This window comes from Kitasatospora sp. NPDC059803 (assembly GCF_042732255.1).
GTDB lineage: Bacteria > Actinomycetota > Actinomycetes > Streptomycetales > Streptomycetaceae > Kitasatospora.
In genome coordinates this window covers 1-16,913 of the sequence record NZ_JBHWIJ010000142.1, presented here as the reverse complement: position 1 = coordinate 16,913, position 16,913 = coordinate 1, and the positions used below count along the sequence as shown (strand labels likewise).

8 protein-coding genes are annotated in these 16,913 nt (G+C 72.1%); 6 read left to right on the top strand and 2 right to left on the bottom strand.

Going from position 1 to position 16,913, the window contains the following annotated elements; genetic code table 11:
- The coding region (locus ACFV6I_RS22210) for an AMP-binding protein (protein ID WP_380427196.1) at positions 1-1,119 on the bottom strand (1,119 nt) is incomplete at its 3' end.
- 223 nt (positions 1,120-1,342) lie between these two features.
- Between ACFV6I_RS22210 and ACFV6I_RS22205 the strand changes: the two genes are divergently transcribed.
- Positions 1,343-4,567 carry an EAL domain-containing protein gene (locus ACFV6I_RS22205; protein ID WP_380427194.1) on the top strand — a complete coding sequence of 1,075 codons (3,225 nt, stop codon included), beginning with the start codon at positions 1,343-1,345 and terminating at the stop codon, positions 4,565-4,567.
- 22 nt (positions 4,568-4,589) lie between these two features.
- Here the strand turns inward: ACFV6I_RS22205 and ACFV6I_RS22200 are convergent, their stop codons facing one another.
- The gene (locus ACFV6I_RS22200) at positions 4,590-5,549 is read right to left on the bottom strand and encodes a helix-turn-helix transcriptional regulator (protein ID WP_363366734.1); all 960 of its coding nucleotides are present in this window, start codon (positions 5,547-5,549) and stop codon (positions 4,590-4,592) included.
- 451 nt (positions 5,550-6,000) lie between these two features.
- Here ACFV6I_RS22200 and ACFV6I_RS22195 point away from each other — a divergent pair, with 451 nt between their 5' ends.
- The 5 genes from ACFV6I_RS22195 to ACFV6I_RS22175 all read left to right on the top strand — a co-directional run bounded on the left by ACFV6I_RS22195 (position 6,001) and on the right by ACFV6I_RS22175 (position 16,879).
- Positions 6,001-6,618, top strand: coding sequence for a papain-like cysteine protease family protein (locus ACFV6I_RS22195; protein WP_063349784.1), 618 nt, complete (start codon positions 6,001-6,003; stop codon positions 6,616-6,618).
- Positions 6,619-6,622: 4 nt separating this feature from the next.
- The gene (locus tag ACFV6I_RS22190; protein ID WP_380427192.1) at positions 6,623-7,474 is read left to right on the top strand and encodes a hypothetical protein; all 852 of its coding nucleotides are present in this window, start codon (positions 6,623-6,625) and stop codon (positions 7,472-7,474) included.
- 425 nt (positions 7,475-7,899) lie between these two features.
- Positions 7,900-15,930, top strand: coding sequence for a ricin-type beta-trefoil lectin domain protein (locus ACFV6I_RS22185; protein WP_380427190.1), 8,031 nt, complete (start codon positions 7,900-7,902; stop codon positions 15,928-15,930).
- Positions 15,927-16,325 (top strand): hypothetical protein, encoded by a 399-nt coding sequence (locus tag ACFV6I_RS22180; RefSeq protein WP_063349781.1) that lies wholly within the window; start codon positions 15,927-15,929, stop codon positions 16,323-16,325. The genes ACFV6I_RS22185 and ACFV6I_RS22180 overlap by 4 nt, the downstream gene beginning before the upstream one ends.
- A 176-nt stretch (positions 16,326-16,501) precedes the next feature.
- A complete protein-coding gene (locus tag ACFV6I_RS22175; protein WP_063349780.1) occupies positions 16,502-16,879 on the top strand; it encodes a hypothetical protein in 378 nt (125 codons plus the stop codon).
- Positions 16,880-16,913 lie beyond the last annotated feature (34 nt).

Genomic DNA, 16,913 nt, shown 5'->3' with positions numbered 1-16,913 from the left:
CCGGCCGCCGGGCCGCCGGACCAGGCAGCGGCGGCCGTCGTGGGCGTGCAGGCGGTCCCCGCCGACCTCGCCCAGCCGCAGCCCCTCCGGGCCGGGCCCGCCGGGCGGGAGCAGCGTGAGCACGTGGTGCCAGTAGGCGGGGGTGAGGTCGGCGACGGCGAGGCCGAGTCCGCGCATCCGGTGGACGAGTTCGGTGGGCGCCCAGGTGCGGCCGCCGCCGAGGACGAGGGTGGCCCCGGCGAGCAGGGTCGCGAAGACCTGCTCCAGTGCGGTGTCGAAGCCGAGCGCGGCGAGTTGCAGCACGCGTTCGCCGGGGGCGAGGCCGTAGGCGTGGACGACCCGGTCGAGGGTGAACACCAGGGCGCGGTGGGTGACGGGGACGCCCTTGGGGGTGCCGGTGGTGCCGGAGGTGTAGATCAGGTAGGCGAGGTCGTCGGGCCCGGCACCGTCGGGCTCACCGGCGCCGTCGGGCCCGCCCGCACCGTCCACGCCGTCCACGCCGTCCACCGGCAGCGGCTCGACGCCCGGCAGCGCCCCGCCCTCGGTGACCGCCACCCGCGCCCCGCTGTCCTCGACCAGCCGGGCCAGGCGCCGCGCCGGGTACGCCGGGTCCAGCGGCAGCAGCGCCGCGCCCGCCTTCAGTACGCCGAGCCAGGCGACGACCAGGCCCGCGCCGCGTTCGAGGCAGACCGGCACCACCTCCTCGGGGCCGACCCCGCGGGCCCGCAGCGCCCGCGCCAGGCGGTCGCTGCGCCGGTCCAGTTCGCGGTAGCTCAGCGTGGCGTCGTCTGCGGCGACGGCGACCGCGTCCGGGTGCTGCGCGGCGCGGGAGCGCAGCAGTCCGTGCACGGTGCCGCCGCCGCCCGCGGCCCGCCCGCGGCCGCGCTCCCCGGGGGAGCCGAGCCCGGGGAAGCCGAGCCCGGGCGGGCGCCATTCGCGGGCCACGTGGGCCCGGCAGTCGTCGCGGCCGGCCGGCCCGTACACCAGGTGCCAGCCGCCCGGCACGGTCAAGTCGCCGGGCCAGATCGCGTACTGACCGCTGTCGTTGCGAACCACGGCGTGACGCCCGGAGTTCACATCCGTTCGTACGCCCTGTGCGCTGTCTGCTGCGTCGTCCACCGGCTTGACCTCGTGCTGTGGCGGCAGTTTCCTGGGAGGTGCGACATTTCCGACTATACGCACTCAGGGCACAGGACGAACGTCCGATCGCAACCCGACCGGACGCGACGCTGCCGTGTGCCCGTCAGCCCGGGACGAGACGACCCCGCGACCGCCGAGACCCGTCCTCGCCCGAACTCCCCCGTCCCACCGGCCGGGTGGCGACGCGGAGGAGGTAGCCCCGTTGACACGTCGGCGACAACGCCTGATGGTCTGTTACCTGCTGTGGATGGTGCTGTTCACCGGCGTCTACTACATCAACCCCTCGCAGCGGATCATCTGGTGGACGGGCATCGGACTCGGCAGCAGCGCGGCCATCGTGGCCGGCGTCCGCCTCAACCGCCCCGCGCACGCGCTGTTCTGGTACGTGCTGGCGCTCGCCAACCTGAGCTTCACCGCGGGCGAGGTCGTCCAGGTCGTCCAGACCCAGTTCCTGCACCTCCACAACCCGTTCCCGTCCGTCGCCGACGGCTTCTACCTGGCCGAGTTCGTGCTGTACGCGGCCGGCGTGCTCGGCTTCATCCGCTGGCGCACGGCCCGTCAGGACCGCGCCGGCCTGCTCGACGCGCTGATCCTCACCATGGGCCTGGCGCTGCTCGCCTGGATCTACCTGATCCTCCCGTACGCCCGCAACCCCGACCTCTCCTGGTTCCAGAAGGCCGTCTCGATCGGCTACCCGCTCGGCGACGTGGTCGTCCTCGCCCTGCTGCTGCGACTGCTGACCCCGCGCGGCGGCACCAGCCGAGCGCTGCAACTGCTCACCGTCGGCACCGCCGGCATGCTGGTCTCGGACACCCTGTACGGGCTGATCCAGCTGCACGGCAACTGGCACATCGGCACCCCCGTCGACTTCGGCTGGGCCGCCTTCTACACCGCCTGGGGCGCGGCCGCGCTGCACCCGTCCATGGTCGAGCTGACCAGACCCGTCCCCACCCAGCAGCCCGACCTGAGCGCCGGCCGCCTCGCCCTGCTCACCCTGGCCTCGCTGATCGCCCCGGCGATCCTGATCATCGAGTCGCTGAACGGCAACACCAGCAACGCCGGCGTGATCGGCGCCTTCTCCGCCCTCCTGTACCTGCTGGTGCTGGCCCGGCTGGCGGTCGTCGTGGTCGCCCGCCGGCAGGCGATCGCCCGCGAGCGGGCCCTGCGCGAGGCCGGCGCCAGACTCACCGCGGCCGTCACCGTCGAGGAGGTCGCGGACGCCGTCCAGGCCACCGCCTCCACCCTGATGCCCACCGAGCCCGGGCACGTCGCCCTGCTCGCCGTCACCGAGGCCGGCGTCCTGCACGTGCGGCACGCCGAACGCGGCGCCGCCCAGCACCACCTCGGCCCCGTCACCGACTCCGACGAGGCGCTCGCCCTCGCCGCCTACCGGGAGACCCGGCTGCTGCCCGTCGAGGACATCGGCAGCGACCTCGCCGCCCGCCTCGACGGCATGCCCTCCGCCCTGCTGTGCCCGCTCACCCTCGACGAGCGCCCCTCCGGCGACCCGCTGATCGGCGCGCTCATCGTCACCGGCACCGCGCAGGAGCTCACCAGCCTGTGGGGATCGCTGGAGATCCTGGCCGCGCAGGCCGCGCTGGCCGTCGAACGGGTCGTGCTGAGCCAGGAGGTCAACCGCCGCAACAGCGAGCTGTACTTCCGCACCCTGGTGCAGAACGCCAGCGACGTCATCCTGATCCTGGACGCCGACGACGGCGTCCGCTACGCCTCCTCCTCCGCCGAACGGGTCCTCGGCTACCCCAGCCTGGACGGCACCCTGCTCACCGAGCTCGTCCCGCCCGAGGACAGCCGGGCCGTCGGCAAGGCGCTGGCCCGGATGCGCGGCCCGGTGGACGCCGCCCCGGCACACGCCGCCCCGGCACACGCGCCGGAGCACTCGCCGCCGCGCGAACCGCCGCACTCGCCGACACGCGAACCGCTGCGCGAACAGCCCCGTGAGCACTGGCGGCTGCTGCGGCAGGACCGGACCCCGATCGAGGCCGAGGTCCGCTTCAACGACCTGCGCGCCGACCCGACGGTCGGCGGCCTGGTGCTCACCCTGCGCGACGTGACCGAGCAGCGCCAGATGGAGCGCGAACTCACCCACCGGGCCTTCCACGACTCCCTCACCGGCCTCGCCAACCGGGTGCTGTTCCTGGACCGGGTCGGCCACGCGCTGTCCCGCGGCGAGCGCAGCGGCGCCGTCACCGGGGTGCTCTTCCTCGACCTCGACGACTTCAAGGTGGTCAACGACACCCAGGGGCACGCCGTCGGCGACGAACTGCTGATCGCCGTCTCGCTGCGGGTCTCCACCGCGCTGCGCAGCTCGGACACCGCCGCCCGGCTCGGCGGCGACGAGTTCGCCGTCCTGGTCGAGGACGCGCTGCGCCCGGCCGACGTGGACGCCATCGCGGACACCGTGCTGACGGTGTTCGCAGAACCGTTCAGGCTGAGCGCGGGCGCCGTCCGGGTGACGGCCAGCATCGGCGTCGCCACCACCGAGGACAGCGTGGACGCGGCCGAACTGCTCACCCACGCCGACCTCGCGCTCTACTCCGCCAAGGCGGCCGGCCGCCGCCAGTGGCGCCACTACCAGCCCGCCCTCCAGACCGGGCTGGTGGAGCGGCACGAGCTGAACGAGAACCTGGACGCGGCGATCGCCGAATCCTCCTTCCAGCTGTACTACCAGCCGATCGTCGACCTGCGCACCGGTGACCTGGTCGCCTTCGAGGCGCTCGTCCGCTGGCCGCACCAGCGGCGCGGCATGGTGCTGCCCGACGAGTTCATCGCCCTCGCCGAGGAGAGCGGCCAGATCGTCCCCCTCGGCGCCTGGGTCCTGGAACGCGCCGCCCAGGAGGCCGCCGCCTGGCACGCCGCCAGCTCCGCCGACCGCGCCGCCGCCGGCCTCCCCCCGCTGCGGGTCAACGTCAACGTCTCCGCCCGCCAGTTCCGCGACGCCGGCTTCGTCGACGTCGTCCGCGGCGCCCTGCGCAGCTCCGGCATCGACCCGCACACCCTCGTCCTCGAACTCACCGAATCCGTCCTGATGCGCCGCGACGACCGCGTCCACGCCGACATGGCCACCCTCGGCGACCTCGGCGTCGGCATCGCCATCGACGACTTCGGCACCGGCTACTCCTCGCTCTCCTACCTGCGCGAGTTCCCGATCTCCATCCTCAAGATCGACAAGTCCTTCATCGACGGCCTCGGCCTCTCCCCGCAGCAGTACGCCCTCGTCGAAGGCATCACCCGCATCGCCGACACCCTCGGCGTCCGGGTCATCGCCGAAGGCATCGAACACCCCGAACAGCGCGACCTCCTCGCCGCCATGGGCTGCCCGCTCGGCCAGGGCTACCTCTTCGCCCACCCCATGACCGCCCCGCAGGCCCGCGCCCTCGTCGGCGGCACCGCGCACGAACCGGCCTGACCCCCGGTCGCAGGGCCGCGCCTCAGGTCCACGCCCAGCGGATGCCCGCGACCCCGGGCCCCAGCGCGGTCGCCACCACGTGCGCCAGGTGGTGGCTGTCCAGGGTGAGGTCGGCCAGGCTGTCGTCCGGGCCCTCCGAGTCACTCGCCGTGAACCACTGGCACTGCACCGGGAGTTCGCCCGGATCGAAGCGCACCCGCAGGACGTAGTGGTCCGCCGGGAAGCGGAAGGCCGCACGGTAGCGGCAGCACTCGGCCGCGCTGTGCGGGCGCACCTCGAAGGAGAACACCTGGGTCTCGGAGCAGTGCAGCGAGCGGTCGAACAGCAGCTCCGCGAGCACCACCCGGGCCACCGGATCCCGGCGCACCCGGCCCAGCCGGCAGCTGTCCCCCGCGACGATCTCGACGGCCCCCTCGTCCACCCCCTCGTCGCAGTCGTAGATCAGCAGCGCCCGGTCGACCCCGTCCTGACGGGCCCGGACCGCCACCATCGAACTGAGCGCCGCCAGTTCACGACGCGGCCCGACCGTCACCGTCGCGTACTCGGTGACCACCTGGAGCTTCCCGGCCGCCGGGCTGTCCAGATCCGCGAGCAGCCCGCCCAGATCACCGGGGGTGCGCACCATCTGCGGGTACGGGCGGGGCCCGCCGCCGTCGCGGTCCGCCCCGCCGCGCGGCCGCGGCGCACCCAGCAGGGCGGTGAGCGCGTGCGCCGGCAGCCCGAGGATCTCCTCCAGCGCGGCCACCACCCGTAACGACTCCGGGCGCTCCGGCCGGCGCAGCCCGCGCTGCCAGTAGCTCAGGGTCGTGACGGCGATCCGCAGTCCGCGCTCGGCCAGCCGGCTGCGCAGCCGCTCCAGCGGCAGCCCGCGGGCCTCGATCGCGGTGCGCAGCGCGAGGCCGAAGGGCCCGCTCCGCAGCGCGGCCAGCACGGCGGCGCTCTCCGGGGCGGCACCGGGCGGCGGTTCCTGACGACTGGCCATCGGGGCTCCCGGGGCTACTGGCCCGGCCGGCGCGCGGCGGCGGCGGGGCCGAGGGGACACGGCGGCGGTGCGGGGGCGGGGGTGCGGGGACGCGGTACGGGGGCGGGGGTGCGGGGACGCGGTACGGGGGGACGCGGCGCGCTGTGAAATTACCGGCTTACCCCGGCCGCGTCCATATCCGGGAGCCCCGCTCCCGGCCACCCGTCTGCGGCGCAGCACCTCCGCCGCACCGCCCCTCTTCACAGCACCGTTCACAGCACCGCCCGCTCCCCTCCGGGGGGTCTGGGAGCGGCCCGGCCTGCTGCCTACGCTTCCTAGCAACCCCGGTCCGGGCCCGCCGCGTCGGCCGCGCGGCAATCCCCCACGCAGCACACCCCCACACAAGGCACACCCCAGGGCGGCGCCGGGTGCACACGGAGCCGCCCGTGCCCCCGCACGAAGGAGTTCCCCCATGAGCGGACCCATCCGTGGGTCGTCCCTGCGCGCCGCACTGGCCGCGCTGTGCATGCTGGCCGCCGTCGTGACCACCGGCGCCGGCACCGCCGCGGCCTCCCCCCAGGCCGCCGCCGGCAGTTCCCAGACCTTCGCCGCCAGTTCCCGGCTCAACATCTCCATGCAGGCGCAGGAGCAGGACCAGTGGTGCTGGGCCGCCTCCGGCAACACCATCGCCACCTTCCTCGGCCACGGCACCGACCAGAACTCGTTCTGCGACCTCGCCTACGGCCAGGACACCTCGTACCAGTGCCCCAACCAGCCCGGCCAGCTCTCCTGGGTGCAGAACGCGCTCTCCGCACTCGGGGTGTCCCCCGGTCAGGAGACCGGCGCCCTGTCCTTCAACACCATCGTCAGCGAGATCAACGCGGGCCGGCCGATCGAGACCGGCATCTCCTGGCTGGCCGGCGGCGGGCACGCCCAGGTCATCTACGGCTACGACCAGAGCAACAAGTCCATCTACTGGGGCGACCCGTGGCCCAGCAGCAACCGCTACAACCTGGCGTCGTACAGCTACTACGCCGGCTACAACGGCCAGTTCAACTGGAACGACTCGCTGTACCGGATCGGGGCGTGACACGATGACGCACTTCCGCGCCCCGCGCGCCCTCGCCGCCATCGCCCTGGCCGGCAGCGGACTGCTCGCCGCCGCCCCCGCCCTCGCCGCCACCCCGGCCACGGCCGCCGGCGTCCCGTCCGCCCCGTCCGCGGCCGACGTCACCGCGGCCGCCGCGGCGGCGAAGGCCGCCCCCGTCGTGCAGACCCTCGGCGGGTTCTTCGCCCACGGCTCCGGCCAGGGCTCCTCCGACGCCCGCCAGGCGCAGGCCGCCGCCCCGGCCCGGCTGGTCGGCGACACCGTGCCCGTGTACTACCTCAACCCGGACTTCGTCGCGGCGGCCTCCGCCGGGGCGCCGGTCGCGAAGTTCGCGTTCATGGCGACCGAGGCCGACGCGGCCGACGGCCGCAAGGCCTCGGTGTGGACGGCCCCCGACCCGCACGCCGGCGGGTCCTGGGCCGAGATCAACATAGCCTCCGGCAGCGACGAGACCGACCATGCCGCCGCCGCGGCAGCACTGGGCCGCGGCGCCGTCGCCTTCGAGGAACCGCAGATCCGGGCCTGGTACGCCCTGGTCGACGGCCAGGTACGGCCGCTCAACCCGGACGCGGTCCGGTCCGTGGGCGACGCGGGCATCACCCTCGCCCAGTACCAGCAGGTGGTCCACGACCGGTACGCCGACAAGCTGCCCGGCACCGACTACGCCAAGGCGCACCTGCTCGGCGGCTTCGACCGGGGAACGGTCCCCGTCGCGGCGCCGGCCGGCGACTCCACCCCGACCACCGCCCTGCTCACCGGGGCGGGCACCCTCCTCGCCGCCCTCGGACTCGGCACCGCGCTGCTGCGCCGCCGCCGGGCGGGCCGCGGCACCGCCTGACGGCACCGCCGTTCGGCTTCCACACTGCGAACGGCGCTGACGGCGGGGCACCTCCGGGTGTCCCGCCGTCGGCGGTTTTCGGCGGAAAGCCCGCACGGTAATTGACTGCACGTCACTTCTTAATTCACGACCGTCCCGGGCCCCTTCGCGCACGCGATCGGGGGCCCTCTTCGCATCTCGGAAACCTCGCCCACCTGGGGTGATGTCATCGAAATGACTCCATTTCTCACGACTCCTCAGCGTAGGCGATCTGTTACGCAATCGTCATCCTGATTGGTCGCTGGGAGTCAGCTGGGGGTGAGAGATTGTGCTTCGGCTTCGATCAAGCCATTCAAAACAATGCACATCTCTTGAGAGAGTCTTTGATGAAACGACGGTCTCGGGCCTCGTCCGCTTTTGCGGGCGGGGCCTTCTCTACGCGTCGGATGCGCCCCGTATCAGCGCTCCTGACGCTCGGCCTGCTGGTGCAGGCCGGTGTGGTGGTGGACGCGGTGACGGCCGCTCCGGCCACCGCCGCACCCGCACCCGCCACTCCGCCCGCCGCTCCGGCCACCGAGGCACCTGACGAGGCTTCGGCGCTGCTCTCGGCCCGGCTGCAGAAGCGGCGGATCGAGGTCACCAACGCCCGGACGGAGTTCACCACCCTGTGGGCGAACCCGGACGGCACGCTGACCTCCGACCGCTCCACCGGGCCGATCCGGATGAAGGTCGGCGAGGCCTGGGTGCCCGTCGACACCACGCTGGTGCAGACCCCGGACGGCAAGGTCGCACCGAAGGCGCACCCGGGCGGGGTGGTCTTCGAGGGCGGCGACGCCGGGGTGACGGTCGGCGACAGCCTGCCGGGCGCCGCGATACCGACGGCCGCACCGAGCACTGCTCCGGCCACGGCTCCGAGCGCCGCGGCCACCACTGCGCCGGCCACTGCGCCGGCGACGTCGCCCAGTGCGATACCGACGGCCCCCGCTTCCGCGTCCCCGTCGTCGTCCCCGTCGTCGTCTCCGTCCGCCTCGGCTTCGGCTTCGGCTTCGGCTTCGGCTTCGGCCGACGCGAACCGGGCCTCCCGCAGCGGCGCCCGCGCCGCCGCCCCGGCCGCCGACCCGCAGTCCACCCCGGCCGCCCCGGTCCCCGCCGAGCGCGAGCTGGTCAAGATCGGCTCCGGTGAGCAGCAGGTCAAGTTCGGCTGGCTGGGCAAGCTGCCCAAGCCCAAGCTGGAGGGCAACAAGGCGACCTACGTCAACGCCCGCCCCGGCGTCGACCTGGTCCTCGAAGCTACCCGGACCGGTTTCGAGCAGTTCCTGATCGTCAAGGACCGCTCCGCCGTCGCCCAGACCGGCACGGTGACGCTCCCGCTGGACACCACCGGGCTCACCGTCTCGCCGCAGCAGGACGGTTCGATCCAGCTGCTCGACAAGGCGACCGGCAAGGCGACGGTCAAGATCCCGACCCCCGTCATGTGGGACGCCGCGGTCGACCCGGCCTCGCAGGAGCACCTGAACCGCGGCCCGGTGACGATGGAGGTGCGCGGTCAGGGCGCGGACACCGAGCTGGTGTTCACCCCGGACGCCGCCTTCCTCGCCGACCCGAAGACCCAGTTCCCGGTCACCATCGACCCGGTGGTGGACGTCGGCACGACCTTCGACACCTACGTCCAGACCAACGAGAACATCGACGCCTCCTCGTCGACGGACCTCAAGCTGGGCAGCTACGACGGCAAGGTCGTGGCCCGGTCGTTCCTGACCGTCCCGGGCGGGTCGTTCAACGGCAAGCAGATCCTGGGCGCCACGCTCAACCTCGCCAACCATCACTCCTCGTCCTGCATCCCGAAGCAGTGGGAGGTCTGGAACGCGCCCGGCGCGGCCTGGTGGACCCGCTGGGGCAACCAGCCCGCGATGGAGCGCAAGTGGGCCACCTCGAACGACACGTACGACGTGGCGAACGACGGTGACACCCACGACTGCTACGCCTCCGACGGCACGTTCTGGGCCAAGGCCGACGTCACCGAGATGATCCGGTACTTCGCCGGGTTCGGTCACAACGAGTACGGGTTCGCCCTCAAGGCGGCCGACGAGTCCAGCAACCTGTCCTGGAAGAAGTTCAGCTCCGCCGAGGGCTACTGGCCTCCGTTCCTCTCGATCACCTACAACACCGTCCCGGCCACCCCGGCGACGGTGGAGGTGCAGCCCTCGCAGCAGGGCAACCCCCGCTACACCTCGGACGCGAACCCGCGCTTCCAGGTGCAGGCGGCCGACCCCGACGGCGACCCGCTGAAGGTCTACCTGGACCTGTGGCGCGGCGGCACGTTCATCGGCAGCATCGTCCGGGACACCCCGAACGGCGCGATCGCGACCGTCCGCCCCTCCGACTACGGCATCGCCAAGCTCGACGAGGGCGTGCAGTACACGATCTGGGCCATGCTCGACGACGGCAAGTCCCGCTCCGGCTGGGTCGGCACCAACGTCATCGCCGACACCGTCAAGCCCGGTACGCCGTTCGTGAGTTCGGCGGACTACCCGGCGGACGGGCTCTGGCACGGCACCGCCAACCAGGCCGGGTCGTTCACCTTCTCCCCCGCCCCGGGCACCGACGACACCGCGGCCTACGTCTACACCCTGGACGGCGGCACCCCGGTGACGGTCGCCGCGACCGGCGCGCTGACCACGTCGATCACGCCGACCACCGAGGGCCGGCGCGTGCTCAGCGTGCAGTCCAAGGACCGCGCGGGCAACCTGTCCCCGCCCGCGACGTACACCTTCCAGGTCGGCCAGGCGGGCATGAGCTCGCCGGTCAACGGCACCCAGTCCGCGAAGCGCGTCAAGCTCGCGGTCGACGCCCAGGCGCAGTTCCAGCGCGTCGTCTACCAGTACCGCCGTGGCCCCGGCGCCGCGGAGTACAACGTCCCGCGCACCAACCTGACCAAGGCGGACAACACCGCGGTCACCGAGGACAAGCCGCGGCTCGCGGACCTCGGCCCGCACGCCAACTGGAGCGTCCTCGACACGCTCGGCCAGGTCGGCGGCGTCGTCCAGGTCCGCGCCCTCCTCTTCCCCGAGGACGGCTCCGGCAACGGCTACGCCACCGTCTGGAACACCATCACGGTCGACCGCAACGCCGACGGCGCGACCGGCGCCAACATCGGCCCCGGCTCGGTCAACCTGCTCACCGGCGACTACTCGACCGACGTCACCGACGCCGACGAGCGCGGTCTGTCGGTCAAGCGCACTGCCTCCTCACGTGACCTCGGCCGCGGCTGGCAGCCCCAGGGCGAGCGTCTGACGCTCAACCAGCGCCAGGTCGGCACCGACCTGACCGGCTTCACCGCCGGACAGGCGACGCTGTCCCGCTCCACGGTCCGCGGCCACGACAACTCGCCCGACTCGCTCCTGGTCGTCCCGGCCGGCTCCGGCTGGGACTCCTTCGCCGCGCTCGGCCCCGAGTACACGCTCGGCCAGGGCATGCAGCCCGGCAAGACCTACCGGCTCACCAGCTGGATCTACGTCCCCGGCGCGACCGGCCTGGACAACCCGCTGGCCAACCGCGGCCTGCGGATGGTCGGCGTCTACCGCACCCCGGCCGGCTACGGCGAGACCGCCTCTCCGAAGGCGTCGTTCACCGACGGCTGGCAGCAGCTGACGCTGGACCTGACGGTGCCCAAGGACGCCACCGAGGCCTGGTTCCGCCTCTACAACGGCAACACCGCCGGCAGCGGCAAGGAGGTCTTCTTCGACGACCTGTCGCTGAAGGAGATCGTCGCCCCGTTCGGCCCGCAGTGGGCCGGCGGCCCGGACGCGGGCACCGGCTCGGACTACCGGGCGCTGTCCTTCCCGCAGTCGGACCTGGTCGAGATCAAGGACAACGACGACACCTCGCTGACCTTCGCCAAGGGCACGGACGGAACGTTCTTCCCCGAGCCGGGCGCCGAGTCGCTGTCGCTCAAGGCCGTTCCGGCCAAGTCCGGTGCGATCGTCCTGTCGACCAGTGGCCAGTGCCTGGAGGTCCCGAACGGCGCGGCCGGTAACGGCGCCCGGCTGCAGCCCGCTCCGTGCACGGGCGCGTCGAACCAGCAGTGGACCCGCGGCGACGACCTGACCCTGCGCCTGCTCGGCTACTGCCTGGACAACCCCTGGGGCCAGACCGGCAACGCCACCCCGCTCACGCTGTGGGGCTGCAACGGCGGCGACAACCAGCAGTGGGAGGTGCGCACCAACGGCACGGTCATGAACCGCCACTCGGGCCAGTGCCTGGACGCCGACAAGGGCGCCTCGATCTGGGTCTGCTGGGCCGGCCCCAACCAGGTCTGGGACATCCAGACCGCCGGCACCGCCTACGAGCTGAGCGAGCTGGACGGCTCGAAGACCGTCTTCGCCCGCCAGGCCGGTTCGAACATCTACCAGGTGGTCAGCGAGACGGGGCCCGACGCGGCCTCGACCACCCGCTACCAGTACGACACCACCGACGGCCGCTCGCTCGTCAAGCGCATCGTCCCGGCCGTCGAGCCGGGCATCGACGACGTCAACGGCTGCACCGTCGACCCGCTGCCGCGCGGCTGCGAGGTGATGGAGTACGACTACGCCAAGGTGACCACCGCCACGGCCGCGACCCCGGGTGACTACCTGGACCGCGTCCGCGGCGTGAAGGTCTGGACGTGGAACCCGGCCACCTCCAAGCAGGAGGCCGTCGAGGTCGCGCACTACGCGTACGACGACCGCGGCCGCCTCACCCAGGTCTGGGACCCGCGCCTGGCCACCCCGCTGAAGACCTCCTACGGCTACGACGACGCCGGCCGGGTCACCCGGATCGGCAGCGCCGGTGAGCTGCCGTGGAACTTCGACTACGGCAAGGCGGCGGCCGACCAGGACCCTGGCCGTCTCCTCAAGGTCCGTCGCGGCATGCTCGCGCCGGGCAGCAAGGACCAGGTCACCGGCGAGGCCGCATCCAGCGTCGTCTACGACGTGCCGCTGACCCGCGGCGCCGGCGGTCCGTACGACCTGGCGGGTGCGGACGTGGCCAAGTGGGCGCAGACCGATGCGCCGACCGACGCCACCGCCGTGTTCGGCCCCGAGGACGACCCGGGCACCAACACCGCCTCGGCCGCCAAGCCGGGCCCGGACGCCTACAAGTCGGCCTCCATCCACTACCTCAACGCCTCCGGCAATGTGGTCAACACCGCAATCCCGTCCGTCACCCCCGGTGGTGACATCGACACCAAGGAGTACGACCGCTACGGCCACGTCGTGCGCGGTCTGGGGGCGGCCAACCGCTCGATCGCGCTGGGCACGTACCCGGATGCGGACAAGTTCGCCGCCGAGCTGAACCTCCCGGCGGACTCCGCCTCCCGCGCGCGCCTGCTCGACTCACGTACCACGTACTCCGCCGACGGCCTGGACGTGACGGAGACGCTCGGCCCGGTCTACCGCGCCTCGCTCGCCGAGCAGGTCAACGGCCAGACCAACCCGGCCGTCGTCACGGCCGAGGCCGAGAAGCTGCCGCAGCTCGGGACCAACGCCAAGGTCCAGATCGACAACGACTGCTGCGGCGTCACCTGGTCCGGCGGTGCCCAGCTGGGCATCCGCGGCACGGCGGCGGGCGCGTTCGACGCGATGCGCGTCACCGTTCCCGAGGAGGGCGAGTACGTCCTCTCCGGCCAGCTGACGAAGAACAGCGACCACGGCGTCATCCAGTGGGCGATCGACGGCAAGGACGTCGGCCAGCGGATCGACACCTACAGCGCCAGCGGCGCAGTGGCCCCGTACACCACCGGCGCACCCGTGAAGCTCACGCGCGGCGACCACGAGCTGAAGCTCACCGTGGTCGACACCAACGCGGCCAGCGGCGGCGAGCGGTTCCACACCGGCATCGACACCGTCACCCTCACCAAGGCGACCGTCAACCCGACGCTCGCCGCCGGGACCCCGGTCGTCGCGCGGGACCACAACACCAACACCTACGACGAAGGGAAGCCCGACGGCCAGACCTACCACCTGGTCACCACCGCGACCGACGGCGCCCGCATCGACGGCTACGCCGACGACGTGGAGCTGCGCGTCACCAAGACCGGCTACGACACGCCGATCGGCGGCACCTCCGGTTGGACGCTGAAGGCGGCCACCTCGGTGACCACCGACGCGCTCGGCGCCAAGCTGACCGCCTACGTCAAGTTCGACGCCTCCGGGCGGGCGCTGGAGTCCCGCAAGCCGGGCTCCACCGGCAATGACGCCGGGACGGTCAAGTCGGTGTTCTACACCGCCGGAACCAACCCGGACGACGCCACGTGCGCCAACCGCCCGGAGTGGGCGGGCCTGCCCTGCGTCACGATGCCGGGCGGCGCCGTCACCGGGGCGGACGCCTCGCGGATGTCCACCACGCTGCCGGTGAAGCGGGTCACCCGCTACTCCGCATTCAATGAGCCGGAGGAGACGACCGAGACCAACACGGGCAAGTCCCGCAAGACCGTCACCGTCTACGACGCCCTGGACCGGATCGTCTCGACCGAGATCACCTCGGACGAGGGCAAGCCCCTGCCGAAGGTCACCACCGAGTACGACCCGGCCACCGGTGACATCGTCAAGACGACCGCCGGCGGCAAGTCGCTCACCCGCGTCCTGGATGCGCTCGGCCGTCTGATCTCCTACACGGACGCCGACGGTGCCACCACCACCACCGAGTTCGACCGGTTCGGCAAGCCGGCGAAGGTGAGTGACCAAACCGGGTCCACCACCTACGCCTACGACCGGGCGAAGGAGCCGCGCGGGCTGGTCACCTCCGTGACCGACAGCGTGGCGGGCGAGTTCACCGCCAAGTACGGTCCGGACGGCCAGCTGGTCGAGCAGACCTACCCCGGCGGGATCGTCCGCAAGGACACCTTCAACGCCGTCGGTGAGGCCACCGGCCGCACCTACACCCGCACCTCGGACAACACGGTGGTCTGGGCCCAGACCACCGACATGTCCACCCAGGGCCAGGTCGCCAAGGACACCAGCTCCACCGCCACCCGCTCCTACCAGTACGACCGGCTCGGCCGGCTGGTGAAGGCCGAACAGACCACGGTCGCGGCCGGCTGCGTCACCCGCCAGTACGCCTTCGACGCCCACTCCAACCGCCTGTCCAAGCAGACCTCCCCGCGCGGGGCGGCCGGCGAGTGCAGCACGGCCGGGGCCACGGCGGAGAACCACACCTACGACAGCGCCGACCGGCTCACCGACGCCGGCTTCGTCTACGACGCCTTCGGGCGCACCGTGAAGACGGCCACCGGCGCGACCAACACCTACTGGGCGAACGACCGCGTCGCCGCCCAGGAGAAGGGGGACACCAAGCAGGAGTGGGCCGTCGACGCCGCCCACCGCCTGACCGCGTTCACCACCAGCAAGAAGCAGGCCGACGGCACCTGGGCCAACGCCACGTCGAAGCTGAACCACTACAGCGACGACTCCGACGAGGTCCGCTGGACCGTCGAGGACACCGCCCAGGGCACCCTGACCCGCAACGTCTCGGGCCCGGACGCCGATCTGACGGCCACCACCAGCAAGACCGGTGACGTCCAGCTGCAACTGACCAACCTGTTCGGCTCGGTGGTCGTCACCACCGACACCGCGCTGACCAAGCCGGTGGTGCTGGACTTCGACGAGTTCGGCATCCCGCAGGACGGCCAGGCCAACGTCCGCTACGGCTGGCTCGGCGGCAAGCAGCGCTCCGCCGAGGCCCAGGACGGCGACATCCTCATGGGTGCCCGCCTCTACAGCCCGGCCCTCGGCCGCTTCCTCCAGATCGACCCGGTGCCCGGCGGCAACGCCAGCCCGTACGACTACTGCACCGGCGACCCGATCAACTGCACCGACCTCGACGGCAACTGGGGCATGCCCAAGTGGCTGAAGAAGACGGTCGAGGTCGTCGCCAAGGTCGCCGAGGTCGCCGCCTACATCCCCGGCCCCATCGGCGCGGTGGCAGCAGCCGTCTCCTCGGTCTCCTACGCAGTGGCCGGGGACACGGCGAAGGCCGCCGAGATGGCGGTGGTCGCGGTGGCTCAGGTCGTCGGCGGTGGAGCCGTTGCCAAGGCCACCATCACAGCGGTGAAGGCCGTCCGGGTTGCGGCCCGGGTGGATCGGATAGCGACCAAGGCCAAGGTGGTCTACCGATACGCGCGGATCCAGAACACAGAGGCCAAGGCCCGCTACGCCAGCAAGTTGGCCGACAAGTACAATGGCGGCAAGAGCCGGGTGATCGTCGAGGGCCGGAAGACGAAGTGGTACTACGACCTCCGCGGGAAGACCCACACCAACAAACTCGGTGGCGGGAAGACCGAGAAGGTCCCGACCCCGCACAAGGTACCGAGCTACCGCGAGCCCCGGGCACCGAGCGGCTGGGGTCCGCTCCAGCGGAACAACACCCAGCGCATGACCTGGCGTGACATCGGACGGGCCCAGTTCCATCTGATGAAGCCGAAGAAGAAGGGAATCAAGTGAAGGCCCGATTCAGCGGTCTGGAGGCATGGGAGGCCCCGGGCGACTACGTCGAGCTCGACGTGCCGGGCGGCTTCATCGACCTCCACAACGACTGCGAGCTTCACGGCGTCGCCCTGGTGGGCTACCCCAAGGCGACGGTGAGCCTGGAGTTCAGGCACCCGACCCGCGGTCGCTTCGCGCTGGAGTTCCACGACGCCGGCGAACTGGTCATGCAGCAGACCGCGGTGAGCTCGGACGGCTGGCAGGGTGACCCTCCGGAGGAACCGGACGGGATCGACACTGTCACGTACTACGAGTACGGGGCCGACCTGCCACCGGTGTTCGAGATCCTCTCCTCCACGCTCCGGCTGAAGTTCCGGGCCTGGGAGGTGGCGCTGCGGCCGCTCGCGGCGTAGCACCGAACTGAGGGAGCCCCCGGCCCCCGCGATCGGCCGAGAGCCGGTCGCGGGGGCCGTTCCACGTTCTGCCGTGGCCGGTCACCGTGTCACTGGACGCGCCTGGTGGAGCGGGAATCGACCTGCAGAGTGGAGGCAGTCGGATGGGACAGGAAGGACTACCCCCGGGGTGCTCGGTGGAGGATCTCGTGGCGGCGGCCCAGCGGTCCGGGCGGTTCGCCGGGATCGAGGCGGTCGAGGTCGCGGCCGAGCCGAGGCTGGTCGACCTTCATCTGGAGGCCCTGTCCGGGCACGAGTATCTGGTGATGTTGAGGGAAGACCTCGGCGAAGCCAGAGTTCTCTACGAGGACTACGTGTTCGACGGCGTCCCCGCCCATCGGGTCCTGGATTTCGTGGACCTGGTGGCACGGGGTGAGGTCGACCTCTCGCCCACGCGGTTCGGGCGGCAACTGGTCCTGCGGGTGTCCCTGCCCGAAGGGACCTGGGTCGATCGGCGCCGATTCGCCGACGACCTCTCGGATTGGGAGAAGAGCGTCATCGGACGGACAGCCTGATCCGCTACACCATCTGTAGGGGCGCCATCCGAGC

What these genes read in the sequence shown, in the direction of transcription:
- ACFV6I_RS22200 (WP_363366734.1), bottom strand. Translation starts at nt 5,549, where the DNA reads ATGGCCAGTCGTCAGGAACCGCCGCCCGGTGCCGCCCCGGAGAGCGCC.
- ACFV6I_RS22195 (WP_063349784.1), top strand. Translation starts at nt 6,001, where the DNA reads ATGAGCGGACCCATCCGTGGGTCGTCCCTGCGCGCCGCACTGGCCGCG.
- ACFV6I_RS22190 (WP_380427192.1), top strand. Translation starts at nt 6,623, where the DNA reads ATGACGCACTTCCGCGCCCCGCGCGCCCTCGCCGCCATCGCCCTGGCC.
- ACFV6I_RS22185 (WP_380427190.1), top strand. Translation starts at nt 7,900, where the DNA reads ATGCGCCCCGTATCAGCGCTCCTGACGCTCGGCCTGCTGGTGCAGGCC.